Below are 17,577 nucleotides of genomic sequence, written 5' to 3' on the forward strand. Positions count from 1 at the left end.
GGTAGACGTCCGATGAGTAACTTCGCGTTCCTGGGGGCCGACGAGTGGTCGTTCCTGTTTGACGAGGCCCGGCGGGCCGAGCGGCTTGCCGTCGCCGACCCGCGGGTCTCGTGCTTCTATGCCCGGCGCACCCTGGAGTTGGCGCTCGGCTGGCTGTACGACGCCGACGCGACGCTGAAGCGGCCGTACCGCAACGACCTCGCCGGCAAGATCAACGAGGCGACCCTGGGCAAGCTGGTCGGCCCCGACCTGCGGGCCAAGATGGACATCATCCGCAAGAAGGGCAACCGGGCCGTGCACGAGCGGCGGCCGGTAACCGAGCAGGACTCGGTGCCGGTCCTGCGGGAGCTGTTCCACGTCACGTACTGGATCGCCCGGCGCTACACCCGCGACCAGGCACATTTCCCGGAGAGCGCGGTCGTCTTCGACCCGAAGTTGATCGCCCCTGCCGACGCCGCCGACGTGCAGCAGCGGACCCAGGCCCAGGTGAAGGCGCTCGCGGAGAAGCTTGCCGCCCGGGACGCGGCCCTGGCCGCCGAGCGTGAGAAGAGCGCCACCCTCGACGCCGAGTTGGCGAGGCTGCGCGCCCAGGTCGCCGCCGCGAAGGCCGCCAACGAGGCCCGCCCCGACGACCACGACTACGACGAGGAGCAGACCCGGGATCTCTTCATCGATCTGCTGCTTGCTGAGGCCGGCTGGCGGCTCGACGGTCCGGACGACCGCGAGTTTCCGGTGACCGGGATGCCCAACGCCACGGGCACCGGCTTCGTCGACTACGTGCTGTGGGGTGACGACGGCAAGCCGCTCGCGCTGGTCGAGGCCAAGCGCGCCCGCCGGGACGCGACCGTCGGCCAGCAGCAGGCCAAGCTCTACGCCGACTGCCTGGAACAGCGGTACGGGCAGCGCCCGGTCGTCTTCTACACCAACGGGTACGACACCTGGCTCTGGGACGACACCGCCTACCCGCCCCGCCCGGTGCAGGGCTTCTACACCAGGGACGAGCTGGCGCTGCTGATCCAGCGGCGGGCCAGCCGGCAGCCGCTCGCGGAGGTGCCGATCAGGTCGGAGATCGTCGAGCGGCACTACCAGCACCGGGCGATCCGCAAGATCGGCGAGGCGTTCGCGCGGGACGGGCAGCGGCAGGCGCTCGTGGTGATGGCCACCGGCGCGGGCAAGACCCGGACCGTGATCGCCCTGGTCGACGTGCTGCTGCGGGCCAACTGGGTCAAGAACGTGCTCTTCCTCGCCGACCGTACCGCCCTGGTCACCCAGGCCGTCAACGCGTTCAAGAATCACCTGCCCAGCGTGACCACGGTCAACCTGGTCACCGAGCGCGACAACGACGGGCGGGTGTACGTCTCGACGTACCCGACCATGATGGGCCTGATCAACGAGACCGTGAGCGGCGGACGGCGCTTCGGGCCGGGCTACTTCGACCTGGTCATCATCGACGAGGCGCACCGGTCGGTGTACCAGAAGTACCGGGCGATCTTCTCCTGGTTCGACGGCCTGCTGGTCGGGCTCACCGCGACCCCGCGCAACGAGATCGACCGCAACACCTACAGCCTGTTCCACCTGGAGGACGGCGTACCCACCGACCACTACGACCTCGACGAGGCGGTGGCCGAGGGCTACCTCGTCCCACTACGGGCCTTTTCGGTGGCGACGGACTTCCACCGGCACGGCATCCGCTACGACGACCTCAGCGAGCAGGAGCAGGAGGAATGGGAGTCGCTCGACTGGGGTGACGACGGCCCGCCGGACAGCGTCGACACCGACGCGGTCAACAAGTGGCTGTTCAACAAGGAGACCGTGGACAACGTCCTGAAGACGTTGATGGTTCACGGGCACAAGGTGGCCGGCGGCGACCGGATCGGCAAGACGATCATCTTCGCCCGCAACCAGGCCCACGCCGACTTCATCCAGCAGCGGTTCGACGTGGCGTACCCGACGCACGTCGGCAAGCGCGCCCGGGTCATCACCCACAAGACCGAGTACGCGCAGAGCCTCATCGACGACTTCGCCCAGCCGGAGAAGGACCCGCACATCGCGATCTCGGTGGACATGATGGACACCGGCATCGACGTACCCGAGGTCGTCAACCTGGTCTTCTGCAAGCCGGTCCGGTCGAAGTCGAAGTTCCTCCAGATGATCGGCCGGGGCACCCGCCTGCGCAAGGATCTCTACGGGCCGGGGCAGGACAAGAAGGACTTCCTGGTCTTCGACTTCTGCCGGAACTTCGAGTACTTCAACCAGAACCCGGAACAGGCCCAGGGCAAGCTCACCGAGTCGCTCACCGAGCGGCTGTTCAAGGCCCAGCTCGACCTGATCCACCGTCTCGACCAGCGACTGCCCGCCGACGCCGGGCCGGAGACCGACGCCGACGGGACCCAGAGCGAAGCCGGCCTGCGCTGGGCGCTAGCCCGCGACCTGCACGCCCGGGTGGAGGGCATCCGCACCCACCTGGACAACTTCGTCGTACGCCCCAAGCGACGCCTGGTCGAGTACTACCTTGACTTCAGCCGCTGGCACCGGCTGACCCCGGACACGGTCGACGAGATCGGCGGCAACCTCGCCGGCCTGCCCACCTCGGTGCAGGACAACGACGAGGCGGCCAAGCGGTTCGACCTGATCGTGCTGCGCCTCCAGCTCGGCCAGTTCGACGTGGTGCCCGGCTACGAGCGGATGCGCCAGCAGGTGCAGCAGATCGCCTCGACGCTGCTGGAGCAGGCCAGCATCCCGGCGGTCCGCGACCAGCAGCAGCTCCTCGACGAGGTGGCCGGGGACGAGTGGTGGCGGGACGTGACCCTGCCGATGCTGGAGCTGATGCGGCGGCGGCTGCGCGGGCTGGTGCGGTTGATCTCGCTGGCGAAGCGGGCCATCGTCTACACCGACTTCAGCGACGAGCTGGGAGAGATCGCGGTAGTCGAGCTGAACGACATCCGGATCGGCACCGACTTCGAACGGTTCCGTGCCAAGGCCCGGGTGTACCTACGCGAGCACGAGAACCACCTGGCGTTGCAGAAGCTGCGCCGCAACAAGCAGCTCTCCCCGACCGATCTCGACGAGCTGGAACGGATGCTGGTGGCCAGCGGCGGCGGCACCGAGGAGATCGACCGGGCCCGCCGCTCGTCGGACGGGCTCGGGCTCTTCGTCCGCTCCCTGGTCGGGCTCGACCGGGCGGCGGCGATGGAGGCGTTCAGCGAGTTCCTGACCGGCCGTACGCTGACCGCCAACCAGATCAGCTTCGTCACGTTGATCGTCGACCACCTGACGCACAACGGTGTCATGGAGCCGGTACGGCTCTACGAGTCCCCGTTCAGCGACATCGCGCCGAACCCCGATTCGATCTTCCCCTCCGCCGACGTGGAACGGCTGATCACCATCCTCAAGTCGGTCCACGCCACCGCCGCACCGGCAACCGAGGTCGCCTAGCGAGCCACGCCCACGGTCAATCCCCGGCCGCGGAACGCCCTACCGTGGCCGGGGAGGATCGACGTGCGGCGTCGCCTCGGAAGATCCTGTCGCAGCCTGGCTCGTTGTGGCACCCTGACATCATGGTTCACTCACCCAGCGCATCAACGTGACCCGTCAGGTTGCCGAGAATCTCGCTGCGGCTCTCAAGGTTCGCCGACAGTCGATCGGATCCGTGATTGGCACCCTGGACTCCATCTACCTGCACGGGCAGCGGCGGGCAGGCCTGTGGCAGGAGCGCACCAATCGTCGTCTGGACGTCACGTTCACGGCGGCGCAGACAGATCAGGTAAGGGCGGCACTCGGTCAGCGGGTGGAGGTCTCGGGGCGAGTCATTCGCGCCATCGACGATGCGTTGGTGAGTGTCAAGATGCGGACCCTGGAAGTCCTTCCGAGTGGTCCTGTCACGGACCTGATCGGCCTAGACCCCGATTTCACCGGCGGCGTGGATCCGGTGGATTACGTGAGGGAAGTTCGTGGCGCGTCCTGACAACCCGACGTCGGTCTACCTGGACTCGAACACCCTGATCTACGCCATCACCAAGAAGCCGAGCTATGAGCCTGTCGCCGCCGTCCTGCGCTTGGCAGAGGCCAGCAAGATCGTTGTCGTGATCTCGAACTTCACCTACGTCGGGGTCTTTGGGGAGATCTGTCGTCGCCAGGGCGACGACAGATCTCCCCAAAGCGGGTTGGGGCTAACGGGGGCAGGTCGCGTGGCAGCAGAACCCGGGCACAGTTGCCGCCGGTCGTGACACCTTCCCGGCGTTACGCGAAACCACCGTCACAGATGTTCCGCAAGTACCAGGATGTTGTCCTCACCCACCCGCCCGAGACCACCACAACCAGGAAGTTGTCGCCTCGGGCGCGGCGGTACGCGCTGGACAGCGCCCCCACGTGGGCGGCTCGTCAGGCGAGGGAGCAGCAGGCGTCGGTGGGCGGCTCGATCCGGATGTCGTGCAGGCCGACGGTGTCGGCGTGCTCCACCAGCAGCGGTGACCAGCCACGCTGGGCGGAACCGGCCGACGAACCCCCCGGCGCGCGACGGAGCACGGTGTCGCGGATCGTGGTGTCGACGTACTCCAGCCGGCTGACCAGGCCGTCGACCTCGCTGCGCCCCCAGCCGGCGACGCGCACCCCGTACCGGGGGCCGGTCCAGGTGACGCAGACGCCCCGGATGTCGATCCGCTCGCAGATCCGGGCCTGCGGGTCGCGGTGGTACCGGTCGGTGTTGTCCCCGGCCAGCAGCCGGAACCCCATCTCCACCCCGCGCAGGCAGACCCCGCTGACCGTGACGTCGTGCACCGCGCTCAGGTAGAAGCCCTCGACCGCGTCGCGGACCCGCAGGCCGGCCACCCGTAGCCGGTTCGGGTGGTACGAGGGGCCGACGATCGTATCGACGCTGGCCCCGATCGCTCCCCAGTGCACCGCCAATCCGGTGTGCCCACCGGTCACGGTGACGTCCTGGACGGTGACGTCGCGGACCGCGCCCATCAGCGCCACCGCGTTGGCGGCCCGGTTGTCGCCGTGGTCGACGTGTACCCGCCGGACGTCGACCCCGCTGAGCCACTGCGGCGTACCCGGGTAGAGGTAGCGGCCCACGGTGAGCCCGGTGCCCCGGTCGCCGTCGTGCTCGCCGGGGCGGCTGGGCGCGGGCCGCAGGCCCAGGTCCCGCACGGACACCTGGCTGCCCAGCACGTGCAGCACCGGCCGGTCGTCCGGGGCATCGACGGTCAGCCAGGTCACCGGTCCGCCGGACGGCGGCACGGGGCCGGACCCGCTTGACCCGCTGGGCGGCGCGGGGCTGCGACCGCTTGACCCGCTGGGCGGCGCGGATACGGACGGCGCGCCGCGTACGGTCCAGCCGGCCGGCACGGTCAGCCCGTGGGCGAGCGGGTACCGGCCGGCGGGCAGGGCGAGCACCCCGCCCGGTGCCGAGTCCAGCAGTTTCTGCAGGTGTGCCCGGTTCAGCTCCGGGTCCGGTCCCAGTGATTCGGTCACGGTCACTCCGTCTCGAATCGGCAGGCGAGTTGGCGGGCGGTACGTTCCCGACGGAACTCGCCGCCTTCGGTGACGCCGAGCAGCACCGGGCCCCTGCGGTCGGCGGGCAGCCGCAGGTCCAGGATTTCGCCGTGCCGGCCGGTCACCTGGACCGGTACCGGTGTCCCGTCGACCAGGTCGACGGCGTGGACGGTGAGGTCGTCGGCGCGTACCCGGTCGCCGGTGGCCTCGGCACTGGCCCGGCCGGCCGCGCGACGGGCCGTGCGCAGCACCTTCAACGCCGCCCGCGCCGGCTTGCGTTTCGCGTACGACCGGGTGGGGTTGCGGGGCAGCGGCGGTGCCGGCGGTACGGTGCCCACCCCGATCCGGCGGTCGGCCGGGCCCTCCGGGGGCACCACGAGGAACGGGCAACCGGTGCCGGCCGGGCCGGGCGGTAGCTGATCGGGGCAGGGGAGCGGGTCGAGGCGTACCCGGTCGATCCGCAGGCCGATCGCGCTGCGGGCGGAGAAGCGGTCGGCGGCCCAGTCGGGCAGGTCGACGCGGGGCGCGCTCAGCTCGACCAGGAGCAGGTCGTCGTCGCCCAGTTCGTCGGCACCGAGGGTGAAGGTGACGGTCTGGATGCTGCCCCCGGCCCGCAGCCAACCCTGCCGGCGGGCCAGTACGGCGGCACCACGGACTCGGCCCTGCGAGCTGAGGACCACCAGCCGGGGGCGTTCCGGCTGGGCCGGGTCGGGTTTGGCCCGGTTGGCCCACCATCGGGTGCCGGCGTCGTCGAGTTGCAGGGTCACCGCCACCCGGACCGGTAGTCCTACCGGTCGTACCTTGAGCCCGATGGTGGCCGGGTCACCCACCGCCCGGCCGATGATCTGGTGGCCCCGGACCAGTTGGTCGACCACGCAGAGCGCACCCTGCTGGCCACCCGATACCACGGTGGGCAGCTCGCTGACCGGGTGCGGGACGTCGAACTCGGTGCCGAACCAGGTGCCCACCGGCATCAGCGGGCTCCCGTCGGCAGGGCCGGGTCGGCCCCCGGCACCGCCGGGGGTGGCTCGATCGTCGCGGTCGGCGAGACAGCCTCCACCCCGACCAACGGCACCCCGGCCGGCGGCGCGGTCCCGGCCGGCTCGTCCGGCGGGCCGCCGGTCAGCGGCATCCGGGTCAGCATCGGCTCCCGGTTGCGCCACATCCGTTCCACCGCCGGATAGAGCGGGTCGGCGTCGCTCTCGATGTGCCGGAACGCGGCGCCCATCGACTTGAGCAGGTGGGTGGCGGGCCAGACGTCCCACTGTGGCACCAGCGGGGTGACCAGGTCGCTGCCGCTGCGGTAGAGCCAGAGCCAGAGCCGGGCCCGGCGGACCTGCTCCTCGGTGACGGTCAGCTCACCCCGCTGGGCCGCCGCGATCGCCTCGTCCAGGGCCCGCCAGTAGTCGCCCGCGTCCTCGACGACCGTGGAGATCCCGCAGGCGCTCCACTCGGAGTGTCCGGCCTGGATCACCGGGATGCCGTACGCGGGCAGTTCGTTGCTGACGCTGCCGCGCACAGTTACACCGAGGTCGACCAGGCTCCACAGGGCGTTCTTGCTCAACGCCGTACTGGGGTGGAAGGCCAGGTGCCGGTGCCGGCGGTGGGCCGCGGCGGTGGCGGCGAAGAAGCCTGTCGAGTCGTAGAGCGCCTGGCTCGGGTGGTCCAGGAAGAGCCACTGCGCGTCGGTACGGCGGGCGGCGTACCCGGCGGTGTCGGCGAACCAGTCGGCCAGGCTGGGAAAGAGTTCCTTGTTGGTGCCGAGCGCGTCGGAGACGGCGTGGTTGAAGACCGCGACGACCGGTCTGGCCGGGTCGAAGCCGAAGCGGGCGGCGACGTGGCTGCGCAGTCGGGCCCGTTCGGTCGGGTTGCTCAGGTCGACGGCGGCGGTGACCCCGCCCCGCCACCAGCTCGGCCGGCCCAGGTTGACCTTGGCCCGCCAGGCGATCAGTTCGGCGGCGGAGTGCAGCTCGGCGCGGCGGGGCCAGATCCGTTCGGCGAACACCTCGCCGATCTGCCGGGTCAGCTCGGCCCGGAAGGTGCCGGTGCCGCTGTCGTGCTCGGGGAAGAGCCCGTACGCCTTCAGGCAGCCGGTCTGCTGGGTGTGGATGACCGGTACCCGGGCGCGGCGGGCCGACTCCACCGCCAGGCCCCACTGGTCGTAGTCGACGTGACTGGTGACCAGCGCGGCCACCGGGCCGGCGCGGAACAGCGTCTCGTAGACCGTGGAGAGGCCGACACCGAGTTCCCGTCGACGTCGGTGGTCGGCGCGGGTGGCGTGGTCGGCGGGGAGCCGGGGCAGCTTGGCCAACCGGCAGTACGTCGCGTCCGCGTACCCGGTCAGGGTCGTCTCGTCCAACGGCGCGGCCATCGGCAGTCGCCGGCCGGCCACGGTCGGCGCGGTGGCGGGGTCCTTGCGGTGGCGTTCGACGAGGTCGTACACGTCGAGCACGTCACCGGCCCCGAAGGCCAGCGCGACCCGGCTGACCAGGTCGACGTCGAAGCCGCTCCAGAGCGTACGCCGCCAGTCCGGCTCGACCCCGGTGAGCACCACCAGGTGCGCCGGTCGGATCCGGCGGATCGCGTTGGCGAAGACCAGGTTACGCAGGGTGACCCGGATGTCCTGGTGGAAGGCCTCGACCACGATCGTCTCGTGGTGCTCCTGGGGTGGCAGGTGCTTCTCCCAGTACGTCGTCGCCGCATCGAGGAACCACTGCAACTCCGTGGGTTGGGCCTTCAGCCACACGCTGGCGCCGCCTTTCCGTCGAGGTGGTGACGGTAGCCACCCCAGGTGACCGGTCAGGAGCCGAAAGGTGACCGGTGCGGGAACGGGACGCAGCCCGCAGGTGAGGACCTCTTTCAGGTAGCAACGCGGACAAATCTCTCATTTCTTCAGCGGCTCTCTCGATGATGAGGGCGGTTTGTCGACTTTGGGAGGTTTGTTATGAGAGCTGGTCGAACGGTGTTGACCGTCCTGGCCGGTGCCACGCTGGTGCTGATCTCCACGGCCCCGGCGGCGTCATCGACCCCCGCCGACGCGGCCACCGCCGGCCGGTCGGCGACCGTCACCGCAGCCGACGGCCCGCAGGGGATCACCGCAGCCGGCCCGCGGATGGTCGCGGCGGCCGACGCGGGCCCGTCGGTGGGCCGGGCGGCCGACCCGGGGTCGCCGGTGGCCACGCCGGCCGACGCGGGGCCGCAACCCGCACCCGGCGGGAGCCTGTGCCGACCGGGCCGCCCGCCGAACGCCCCGCCCACCACCGAGTACTACGACGGCAACCCCCTGTTCGGCCCGGCCGAACTGCCCACCGCCGTCCCGGTCGGCCCGCTGCTCACCGGTTACCGGCGGTTCGGCGGGCTGACCGAGAACGAGTGGGCGGCGGCCTACCTGACCGACGACCGCACCGCGCTGCGGTACCCGCCGTCGAACGGCTTCGCCCTGGGCCCGGACGGGGTGCCGATCAAGGCCCGGCAGACCCTGCTGCCCGGCTACCGGCTCGACCGGTTCGGCTCGCCCGGCGGTGCCTTCCTCTCCCCGCTCGGCACCCCGTACAGCTCCCGGGCGCTTCCCCCGCTCAACCTGAACACGCCGGCCGCCGCACCGCTTGCCAACTACCACACGTACTGCGTGGTCAAGCCGTTCCCGGTCGACTCCGGCCCGATCGCACCGTGGTTCGCCCAGCCCGGGATGGGCACCCAGTTCCAGCTCAACCCGGCGTACCTGCCCCAGGCCGGGGCGACCCTGAACGTCACCTGGCTGCTCACCAACGGTTACCTCGTCGAGGAGAACCTCACCCCGTGCGTCCCGGCCGCCGCACCGAAGCAGCAGGCCGTCTGCTGAAATTCCCCGGGTACGCCGAGAGGAGGCCCCGGTGGACCGGTACGAGGTGCGCGACGCACTGTTGGCGGCCGGGCTCTCCCCGGACGCCTTCGAGATCGAGGGGGTGCACCGGCCGGACCCGCTCCCGCCCGACTACTGGTTCCTGCGCCGGGCCGGCTCGGAGGGCTGGGCGGTCGGCGTGTACGAACGCGGCGTGGACGACGTACGCCTGCGCACGCCGAGCGAGTCGACCGCCTGCGCCTTCCTCCACCGCGCCCTGACCGGCACCTGACCAACACGGACGAGAGGTGCGACCATGGCGGAGTTCGGCGGTTACTGTGGCAGCGTGACGCAAGCAGGGGTGACGGCTGACGAGCGCTTCACTGTGCCGTTGCTCACCGCTCATGCGGCCGGAGTTCATCTCGGGATTCCGCCCAGCACGGTCAAGCAGTGGATGAGGGACGGCGACGGTGGTCAGCCCGCTATGCACTCGGTGCCTTCCCCGTCGCCGCACGGTCCTCGCCTGCCCTTCGTTGCGTTGGCTGAGGCGCAGATCCTCCGCGAGTTGCGTAACACCGGTTTGTCGATGCATCACATCCGCGCCGGTGTGGCACGACTCAAACAGGAGACCGGCGAGGAGTATGTCTTGGCGACCAACACCATCGCCACTGACGGCGAAGCATTGCTTTACAACGCGGCGACAAAGGTCGCACCTGAATGGGTGCGTGCCCACGACGGTCAGATGACCTTCCGGCAGGTCGTCGAGGCCGCCATCAAGTATGTCTCGTACGCTCCGGACGGCTTCGCTGACCGCATCATTCTTCGGCCGTATGGTGCGGCTCAGGTCATCATCGATCCACGCTTCGGGTTCGGGCAGCCTGTCTTCAGTGGCAACAAAGTTCGGGTCGAGACGATCGCTGATCTTTTCTACGGTGGCAACGAGTCCGTCGAGGACATTGCCGACGAGTACGACCTGAGTACCGACGATGTCGAAGCCGTGCTCCGGGTGATGGCGCGGCGTGCGGCCTGAGTTTCTCGCTGATCGGAATCTCGGGAAACGGGTGGTGCAGGTGCTCCGTGCCGCAGGAGAGTCCGTGCACACACTGGCAGACGTGTTCGGTGAAGGGAACGCCCAGGGGGTCGAGGACGAGTCCTGGATCTCCTATGCCGGATCTCGAAACTGGGTGGCGCTGACCAAGGATCGACGTATTCGGCATGTCACCCGCGAACGCGAAGCGGTGCGAGAGCACGACGTGATGCTGTTTGCGCTCGCGAATGCCAATCTTGGTTTCGCTGACATGGCGGGAGCCTTTCTGCTGGCGATGCCACACATACACGGCATCTGCGCCGCGAAACCCGGCGGGTCGATCTGGGTGGTGCAGCGAAACGGCGCCGTGGAGAGGATCTGGCCCCAGCCCCGGGAGTGGGACCTTCGGGCGTGGCCGTGAGAATGTCCAGCCGTCCCGATCCCGGGGTGCTCGCGGACGCCTGGTCAGGGTGCCGGAGAATGTCGGCGTGACGACGATCCCGAACGTGCTCGCCAACCGGTACGCCTCACCCGAACTGGTCGCCCTCTGGTCCCCGCAGGAGAAGGTACGGATGGAGCGGCGGCTCTGGCTCGCCGTACTCCGGGCGCAGCGGGACCTCGGCGTGGCCGTGCCGGACGGCGTGGTCGAGGCGTACGAGCGGGTCCTCGATGATGTTGATCTTGCCTCGATCGCGGAGCGGGAGCGGGTCACCCGGCACGACGTGAAGGCGCGGATCGAGGAGTTCAGCGCGCTCGCCGGGCACGAGCACGTGCACAAGGGGATGACCTCGCGGGACCTCACCGAGAACGTCGAGCAGCTCCAGGTCCGGGCGTCGCTGGAGCTGATCCGGGACCGGGTGGTGGCCACCCTCGCCCGGCTCGCCCGGCTCGCCGTGGAGCACTCCGAGCTGGTGCTGACCGGCCGCTCACACAACGTGGCCGCGCAGGCGACCACGCTCGGCAAGCGGTTCGCCTCCGCCGCCGAGGAGCTGCTGATCGCGTACGAGCGGCTCGACGACCTGATCAACTGGTACCCGCTGCGGGGGATCAAGGGTCCGGTCGGTACCGCCGCCGACCAGCTCGACCTCTTCGACGGTGACCCGGACAAGGTCGCCGAGCTGGAGCGGCGGGTCGCCGAGCACCTGGGCTTCTCCCGGGTGCTGGACAGCGTCGGCCAGGTCTACCCGCGCTCGATCGACCTGGCGGTGCTCGCCGCGCTGGCCCAGATCGCCGCCGCGCCCTCGTCGCTGGCCACCACCATCCGGCTGATGGTCGGCCAGGAGCTGGCCACCGAGGGCTTCAAGCCGGGGCAGGTCGGCTCCAGCGCGATGCCGCACAAGATGAACACCCGCTCCAGCGAGCGGGTCAACGGCTTCGCCGTGATCATCCGGGGGTACCTGTCGATGGTCGGCGAGCTGGCCGGCGACCAGTGGAACGAGGGGGATGTCTCCTGCTCGGTGGTCCGCCGGGTGGCCCTGCCGGACGCCTTCTTCGCCGCCGACGGGCTGTTCCAGACCTTCCTCACCGTGCTTGACGAGTTCGGCGCGTACCCGGCGGTGATCAACCGGGAGCTGGAGCGCTTCCTGCCCTTCCTGGCCACCACGAAGATCCTGGTGGCGGCGGTACGACGCGGGGTCGGCCGGGAGGTCGCCCACGAGACGATCAAGGAGCACGCGGTCTCGGTGGCGCTGGCCATGCGGGAGAAGGGCGCACCGGAGAACGACCTCTTCGACCGGCTCGCCGCCGACAGTCGGCTGGGCCTGACCCGGGCCGAGATCGACACCCTGGTCGCCGACCGCCGGGCCTTCACCGGCGCCGCCCCCGCCCAGGTCCAGGCGGTCGCCACCCGCATCGCCGCGGTGGTCGACGCCCATCCTGGTGCCGCCGCCTACACCCCACCCCCCATCCTCTAACCCCCTCCCGGGTGAAGGAAGGGCCCCTTGTTAACGCATTCGGTAGAGAGGGGAACCCCTCTCACGCCACCCCGTTAACAAGGGGCCCTTCCTTACCCTCGGGTGGGGGTGTCGGGGGCGGAGGTGAGGTTGGGGGCGCTGGCCGGCTCGGCGATGCCGCCGGGGGCCTCGGCGATCTCCGGGTCCTGGGCGGTCTCGGCCGCGATCAGCGGTTGGTCCGGCGGCATGACCTCGGGTGCCTTGTTGGCCACGATCACCGCCGTGCCGTAGGCGCAGATCTCCATCCAGAGTTCGCCACAGTCCCGGCTGTCGAAGCGCATCCCCACCACGGCGTTCGCGCCGATCCGCCGGGCCTCCTCGGCGAGGCGGGCCACCGAGTCGGTACGCCACCGGGTGAGGTTGTCCGGCGCCATCGGGTCGTACGCGCCGCCGCGCAGGTTCTTGACCCCCTCGCGGTACGGGTTGCGGGTCCGGGCCATCGAGGACACCACTTCGCCGAGGATCTGGCGGATCTCGTAGCCGGGCAGTTGATCCGTCGTCACGACCAGCACGTCTCTGATGCTGGCAGAGCCGGAGCGGGGGGATCGTCGGCCGTGCCCGCCTGGCCGGATGCTGCAAAACGGCGCGGCGCGGACGACCGGCGATCGGTTGGCCAACCGCACCGCCACGGTGTGAACCGGCAGCGCACCGGTCGCAACCTCCCGACCGGCCCGACACCGCCCACCGGTGCCGACACCCCGACCGGCTCGCCCCGCCCCGGGCGCCGACATCCTCACCGGCTCGACAACCTCCGACCTGCCCCGCGACCGGGGCGTCAACCGCCGAACCACCCGGGTCGGGAAGGTGCTCCAGGTCGGTCGTACGACGAGCGCCGCCGGGTGGGCGAAGCCGCTTCCGATAGACGCACGTCGACTGGCTCCGGACGCTGCTGACGGCGTTGACGAGGGGTGGATCGAGGTCGGCGTATGTAACGATTCGGCGTACCGAATCGCCGGTAAAAGCCCTGCTCCGTCTGCGTGTCGTAGCTGTTGCGGTGAATCACCCGCACCCCGGACGTCGGTAATGTGGATCACTGTCCCGGCTGCCGCCGGCCAGTGCGTCCGAGGCCGTATCTGCCAGGTAGGCTAGCTCCGCTCGCCCGTAGTGGGCCGGCACCCAACTGCGTACACAGTCAGGAGTGCCCAGTGCCTCGCGTCGTCGTCGACGTCATGCTCAAGCCCGAGATCCTCGATCCGCAGGGCCAGGCCGTCGCAAACGCGCTGCCCCGGCTCGGCGTCAACGATGTCGCCTCGGTTCGGATCGGTAGGCGGATCGAGATCGAGTTCACCGGTGAGCCGGACCTGGACCGGGCCCGGGAGATCGCCGACAAGCTGCTCGCCAACCCGGTCATCGAGGACTTCACCATCCACGCGGTCGAGGCCGACGAGTCCGTGGACGCGCACCCGTGACCGCCCGTGTCGGTGTGGTGACGTTCCCTGGCTCGCTCGACGACGGGGACGCGGCCCGGGCCGTCCGGATCGCCGGCGCCGAGCCGGTCCGCCTCTGGCACGGCGAGGCGGACCTGCGCGGGGTCGACGCCGTCGTGCTGCCCGGTGGCTTCTCCTACGGCGACTACCTGCGCTGCGGGGCCATCGCCCGGTTCGCCCCGGTGATGGAGACGATCGTCGACGCCGCCCGGGGTGGCCTGCCGGTGCTCGGCATCTGCAACGGCTTCCAGATCCTCTGCGAGGCCCACCTGCTGCCCGGCGCGCTCACCCGCAACCAGCACCTGCACTTCCGCAACCGGGACCAGGTCCTGCGGATCGAGGCGACCGGCACGGCCTGGACGAACGCCTTCCAGCCCGGCCAGGAGGTGCTGATCCCGGTCAAGAACGGTGAGGGCTGCTTCGTCGCCGACACCGCGACCCTGGACCAGCTCGAAGCCGAGGGCCGGGTCGTCGCCCGGTACGTCGGGGGCAACCCGAACGGTTCGCAGCGGGACATCGCCGCGATCACCAACCAGGCCGGCAACGTCGTCGGCATCATGCCGCATCCCGAGCACGCGGTGGAGGCCCTCACCGGTCCGTCCCTGGACGGTCTGGGCTTCTTCACCTCGGCCCTCAAGCACCTGGTGGGAGCACCGGCGTGACCGGTCGTGTCGGGATCAACGGTCGGCTCTACCGCCCGCTGGGTGACCGCGGGCGTAGCGAGGAGATGTCATGACCACCCACCCGGACCCGGCGGTACGCCACAACCCGGGCGGATTCCCGGCGGAGCCGCCGACCGGCCCCGTCGCGCCCCAGGGCGGCCCGGCGTACCCGGCCGGCCCACCCGCCTCCGCCACGCCGGCACCTCAGGGCCCACCCGCTTTCGGTACCTCCGCGCCGGCCCCGCAGCCCGACGGCCAGGACGCCCCGGTCCCGCCGGCCCGCCCGGTCGGCTCCCCGGTCCCGCCGGCCGCTCCGGTCGGCTCCCCGGTCCCGCCGGCCGCTCCGGTCGGCTCCCCGGTCCCGCCGGCCGCTCCGGTCGGCTCCCCGGTCCCGCCGGCCGCTCCGGTCGGCTCCCCGGTCCCGCCGGCCGCTCCGGTCGGCTCCCCGGTCCCGCCGGCCGCTCCGGTCGGCTCCCCGGTCCCGCCGGCCGCTCCGGTCGGCTCCCCGGTCCCGCCGGCCGCTCCGGTCGCCGCGCCCGTGCCGTCGGCTGCCGGGCAGCCTGGTGACGTACCGTCCGGTTCCGCCGGCCAGCCGCCGGCGCCGCGTGGCCCGCAGGGCTCGACCACCCCGGGGCCGGCCGCCGGCCCCGTCGCGGCCGGGGACTGGTCCGACGGCGTGGACACCGTGCCGCGCGCCACCGACACCCCCGAAGAGCTGCAGCCGTACGCCGAACTCGGGCTCCGGGACGACGAGTACGACCGGATCCGGCAGATCCTCGGCCGGCGGCCCACCCAGGCCGAGTTGGCGATGTACTCGATCATGTGGAGCGAGCACTGCTCCTACAAGTCGAGCAAGGTGCACCTGCGCCAGTTCGGCGAGAAGGCCCCGCCCAGCGACCGGATGCTCGCCGGCATCGGTGAGAACGCCGGTGTGGTGCAGGTCTCCGAGAAGCTCGCGGTGACCTTCAAGGTCGAGTCGCACAACCACCCGAGCTTCGTCGAGCCGTACCAGGGTGCGGCGACCGGTGTCGGCGGCATCGTCCGGGACATCCTCGCGATGGGCGCCCGCCCGGTCGCGGTGATGGACCCGCTGCGCTTCGGTGCGGCCGACCACCCCGACACCGCCCGGGTGCTGCCCGGCGTGGTGGCCGGTGTCGGCGGCTACGGCAACTGCCTCGGCCTGCCCAACATCGGCGGAGAGGTCGTCTTCGACCCCTGCTACCAGGGCAACCCGCTGGTCAACGCGCTCTGCCTCGGTGTGCTGCCGGTCGACCGGCTGCAGAAGAAGGAGGCCGCCGGCCCCGGCAACGTCGTGGTGCTGATGGGCGCCCGGACCGGCCGGGACGGCATCGGCGGAGTCTCCGTGCTGGCCAGTGCCACCTTCGACGAGGGCAGCGAGCAGCGCCGCCCCTCCGTGCAGGTCGGCGACCCGTTCATGGAGAAGCTGCTCATCGAGGCCTGCCTGGAGCTGTACGACGCCGAGCTGGTCGTCGGCATCCAGGACCTCGGCGGCGCCGGGCTGACCTGCGCGCTCACCGAGACGGCCGCTTCCGCCGGCACCGGCATGCGGGTGTGGTTGGAGCGGGTGCCGCTGCGCGAGGCCTCGATGGAGCCGCAGGAGATCCTGGCCAGCGAGTCCCAGGAGCGGATGCTGCTGGTCGTGGCCCCAGACAAGCTGGAGGCGGTGCTCAAGACCGCCGAGAAGTGGGGCGTCTGGGCCACCGCCATCGGTGAGGTCACCGCACCGGCCGCCGACGGACAGCCGGGCCGGCTGCTGATCACCTGGCGGGACCACCTGGTCGTGGACGTGCCGCCGGGCTCGCTGGTCGACGACGGTCCGGTCTACGCCCGTCCGATGCGGGAGCCGGCCGACCTGATCCTGCTCCAGGCCGACCGCGCCGAGACGCTGCCGCGTCCGGCCGACCCGGACGCCCTGCGCGAGACCGTGCTGCGCATGATCGCCGCACCGAACCTGGCCGACAAGACCTGGATCACCGAGCAGTACGACCGGTACGTGCTGGGCAATACCGTGCTCGCCCAGCCGGAGGACTCCGGCGTGATCCGGATCGACGAGCAGAGCGGGCTGGGCGTCGCCCTGTCGCTGGACGGCAACGGCCGGTACGCCCGGCTCGATCCGTACCACGGCACCAGGCTGGCGCTCGCCGAGGCGTACCGGAACGTGGCGGTGACTGGCGCGAAGCCGATCGCCGTGACGAACTGCCTGAACTTCGGCTCGCCGGAGGACCCGGGCGTGATGTGGCAGTTCGCCGAGGCCGTCCGCGGCCTGGCGGACGGCTGCCTGGAGCTGGGCATCCCGGTGACCGGCGGCAACGTCAGCTTCTACAACCAGACCGGCGCGGCGGCGATCCACCCGACCCCGGTGGTCGGGGTGCTCGGCGTGCTGGACGACGTGGCCAACCGGGTGCCGATGGGCTTCGTGTCCCGGCCGGGCGGCGAGCACGACCAGATCTACCTGCTCGGTGAGACGCACGTGGAGCTCTCCGGTTCGGAGTGGGCCTGGGTGACCCACCAGCACCTGGGTGGCGTACCGCCGCAGGTCGACCTGGGCCGGGAGCGGGCGCTGGCCGAGCTGCTGGCCGAGGCGGCCCGGGTCGGTCACCTCAGCTCCGCGCACGACCTCTCCGACGGCGGGCTCGCCCAGAGCCTGGTGGAGTCCTGCCTGCGCAACGGCGTCGGTGCCCGGGTCGGGGTGCCGGAGCGGTTCGTCGGTGGCTCGATGCCGTTCGTCTTCCTGTTCAGCGAGTCCGCCGGTCGGGCCATGGTCTCGGTTCCGCGTGGACACGAGAAGGCCTTCACCGCGCTCTGCTCCGAGCGGGGAGTGCCGTGGGAGCTGATCGGGGTCACCGACGCGGGCTTCGGCGGCTTGGACGTGCACGGCCAGTTCCAGATCGGCCTGGATGAGCTGCACCGGGCGCACACCTCGACGTTGCCCCGGCTCTTCGGCGGCCCGGCGGCCGTCGAGGCCGCGCAGGCGGTCACCCCGGCCGGCCTGGCGACCGCACCGGTCGGCGCGGTCGCCGCGGCCCCGCCAGCGGGTGCTGGCTCTGCGGCTTCGCCGGCGGGTGCCCCGGCTTCGCCGGCCGACACCCGGGGTGAGTCGGGGTCGTCGGCTGGGACCGAGGCGGCCGGCGAAGCCGACGGAGGGGATGAGTCGGGTGCGCCGGCCGCCGGGGCG

14 protein-coding genes and 1 pseudogene are annotated in these 17,577 nt (G+C 71.1%); 11 read left to right on the forward strand and 4 right to left on the reverse strand.

The features are described 5' to 3' along the window. Positions 1–12 precede the first annotated feature (12 nt). The 3 genes from ACN28G_RS27130 to ACN28G_RS27140 all read left to right on the forward strand — a co-directional run bounded on the left by ACN28G_RS27130 (position 13) and on the right by ACN28G_RS27140 (position 4,226). Positions 13–3,435 (forward strand): DEAD/DEAH box helicase family protein, encoded by a 3,423-nt coding sequence (locus tag ACN28G_RS27130; RefSeq protein ID WP_421480639.1) that lies wholly within the window; start codon positions 13–15, stop codon positions 3,433–3,435. Between the two features lie 148 nt (positions 3,436–3,583). Beyond that, entirely contained in the window at positions 3,584–3,964 is a 381-nt protein-coding gene (locus ACN28G_RS27135; protein ID WP_421480640.1) for a hypothetical protein, read from the forward strand. Then, positions 3,951–4,226 carry a hypothetical protein gene (locus ACN28G_RS27140; RefSeq protein WP_091433013.1) on the forward strand — a complete coding sequence of 92 codons (276 nt, stop codon included), beginning with the start codon at positions 3,951–3,953 and terminating at the stop codon, positions 4,224–4,226. The genes ACN28G_RS27135 and ACN28G_RS27140 overlap by 14 nt, the downstream gene beginning before the upstream one ends. Positions 4,227–4,380: 154 nt before the next feature. On the opposite strand, the gene ACN28G_RS27145 is transcribed toward ACN28G_RS27140, so the two are convergent. From ACN28G_RS27145 to ACN28G_RS27155, 3 genes are read right to left on the reverse strand one after another with little or no spacing between them, the layout of a single operon-like run. Beyond that, a complete protein-coding gene (locus ACN28G_RS27145) occupies positions 4,381–5,472 on the reverse strand; it encodes a hypothetical protein (RefSeq protein ID WP_421480641.1) in 1,092 nt (363 codons plus the stop codon). A gap of 2 nt (positions 5,473–5,474) precedes the next feature. After that, the gene (locus ACN28G_RS27150; protein ID WP_421480642.1) at positions 5,475–6,467 is read right to left on the reverse strand and encodes a hypothetical protein; all 993 of its coding nucleotides are present in this window, start codon (positions 6,465–6,467) and stop codon (positions 5,475–5,477) included. Then, positions 6,467–8,239 (reverse strand): hypothetical protein, encoded by a 1,773-nt coding sequence (locus ACN28G_RS27155; RefSeq protein ID WP_421480643.1) that lies wholly within the window; start codon positions 8,237–8,239, stop codon positions 6,467–6,469. The genes ACN28G_RS27150 and ACN28G_RS27155 overlap by 1 nt, the downstream gene beginning before the upstream one ends. Before the next feature lie 198 nt (positions 8,240–8,437). Here ACN28G_RS27155 and ACN28G_RS27160 point away from each other — a divergent pair, with 198 nt between their 5' ends. The 5 genes from ACN28G_RS27160 (at position 8,438) to purB (ending at position 12,253) form a co-directional block, all read left to right on the forward strand. Then, a complete protein-coding gene (locus tag ACN28G_RS27160) occupies positions 8,438–9,334 on the forward strand; it encodes a glycohydrolase toxin TNT-related protein (protein ID WP_421480644.1) in 897 nt (298 codons plus the stop codon). A 31-nt stretch (positions 9,335–9,365) separates the two neighbouring features. Continuing rightward, positions 9,366–9,605: a hypothetical protein gene (locus ACN28G_RS27165; protein ID WP_091433024.1), complete on the forward strand. Its 240-nt coding sequence runs from the start codon at positions 9,366–9,368 to the stop codon at positions 9,603–9,605. Positions 9,606–9,629: 24 nt separating this feature from the next. After that, the gene (locus ACN28G_RS27170) at positions 9,630–10,343 is read left to right on the forward strand and encodes a DUF433 domain-containing protein (RefSeq protein ID WP_091433027.1); all 714 of its coding nucleotides are present in this window, start codon (positions 9,630–9,632) and stop codon (positions 10,341–10,343) included. Continuing rightward, positions 10,333–10,761 carry a DUF5615 family PIN-like protein gene (locus ACN28G_RS27175; RefSeq protein WP_091433030.1) on the forward strand — a complete coding sequence of 143 codons (429 nt, stop codon included), beginning with the start codon at positions 10,333–10,335 and terminating at the stop codon, positions 10,759–10,761. The genes ACN28G_RS27170 and ACN28G_RS27175 overlap by 11 nt, the downstream gene beginning before the upstream one ends. A 67-nt stretch (positions 10,762–10,828) precedes the next feature. Then, positions 10,829–12,253, forward strand: a complete 1,425-nt coding sequence (gene purB, locus ACN28G_RS27180) for an adenylosuccinate lyase (protein ID WP_421480645.1) — start codon at positions 10,829–10,831, stop codon at positions 12,251–12,253. Positions 12,254–12,345: 92 nt separating this feature from the next. On the opposite strand, the gene ACN28G_RS27185 is transcribed toward purB, so the two are convergent. Continuing rightward, positions 12,346–12,909, reverse strand: coding sequence for a YbjQ family protein (locus tag ACN28G_RS27185; protein WP_175440716.1), 564 nt, complete (start codon positions 12,907–12,909; stop codon positions 12,346–12,348). A 528-nt stretch (positions 12,910–13,437) separates the two neighbouring features. Here ACN28G_RS27185 and purS point away from each other — a divergent pair. The 3 genes and pseudogenes from purS to purL all read left to right on the forward strand — a co-directional run. Beyond that, entirely contained in the window at positions 13,438–13,701 is a 264-nt protein-coding gene (gene purS / locus ACN28G_RS27190) for a phosphoribosylformylglycinamidine synthase subunit PurS (RefSeq protein WP_091433035.1), read from the forward strand. Further along, on the forward strand, positions 13,698–14,381 hold the full coding sequence (purQ, locus tag ACN28G_RS27195) for a phosphoribosylformylglycinamidine synthase subunit PurQ (RefSeq protein ID WP_091433038.1): 684 nt from the start codon (positions 13,698–13,700) through the stop codon (positions 14,379–14,381). Before purS ends, purQ begins: the two co-directional genes overlap by 4 nt. 538 nt (positions 14,382–14,919) lie before the next feature. Next, positions 14,920–17,508 (forward strand): annotated as a pseudogene (gene purL / locus ACN28G_RS27200) (phosphoribosylformylglycinamidine synthase subunit PurL); the annotation flags it as partial. Positions 17,509–17,577: the final 69 nt, after the last annotated feature.

Origin of the sequence: Micromonospora sp. WMMA1923, from assembly GCF_049179195.1 — a bacterium.
GTDB lineage: Bacteria > Actinomycetota > Actinomycetes > Mycobacteriales > Micromonosporaceae > Micromonospora > Micromonospora yangpuensis.

Coding starts and splice junctions, on each gene's coding strand:
- ACN28G_RS27160 (WP_421480644.1), top strand. CDS start 8,438: ATGAGAGCTGGTCGAACGGTGTTGACCGTCCTGGCCGGTGCCACGCTG.
- ACN28G_RS27130 (WP_421480639.1), top strand. CDS start 13: ATGAGTAACTTCGCGTTCCTGGGGGCCGACGAGTGGTCGTTCCTGTTT.
- ACN28G_RS27170 (WP_091433027.1), top strand. CDS start 9,630: ATGGCGGAGTTCGGCGGTTACTGTGGCAGCGTGACGCAAGCAGGGGTG.
- ACN28G_RS27150 (WP_421480642.1), bottom strand. CDS start 6,467: ATGCCGGTGGGCACCTGGTTCGGCACCGAGTTCGACGTCCCGCACCCG.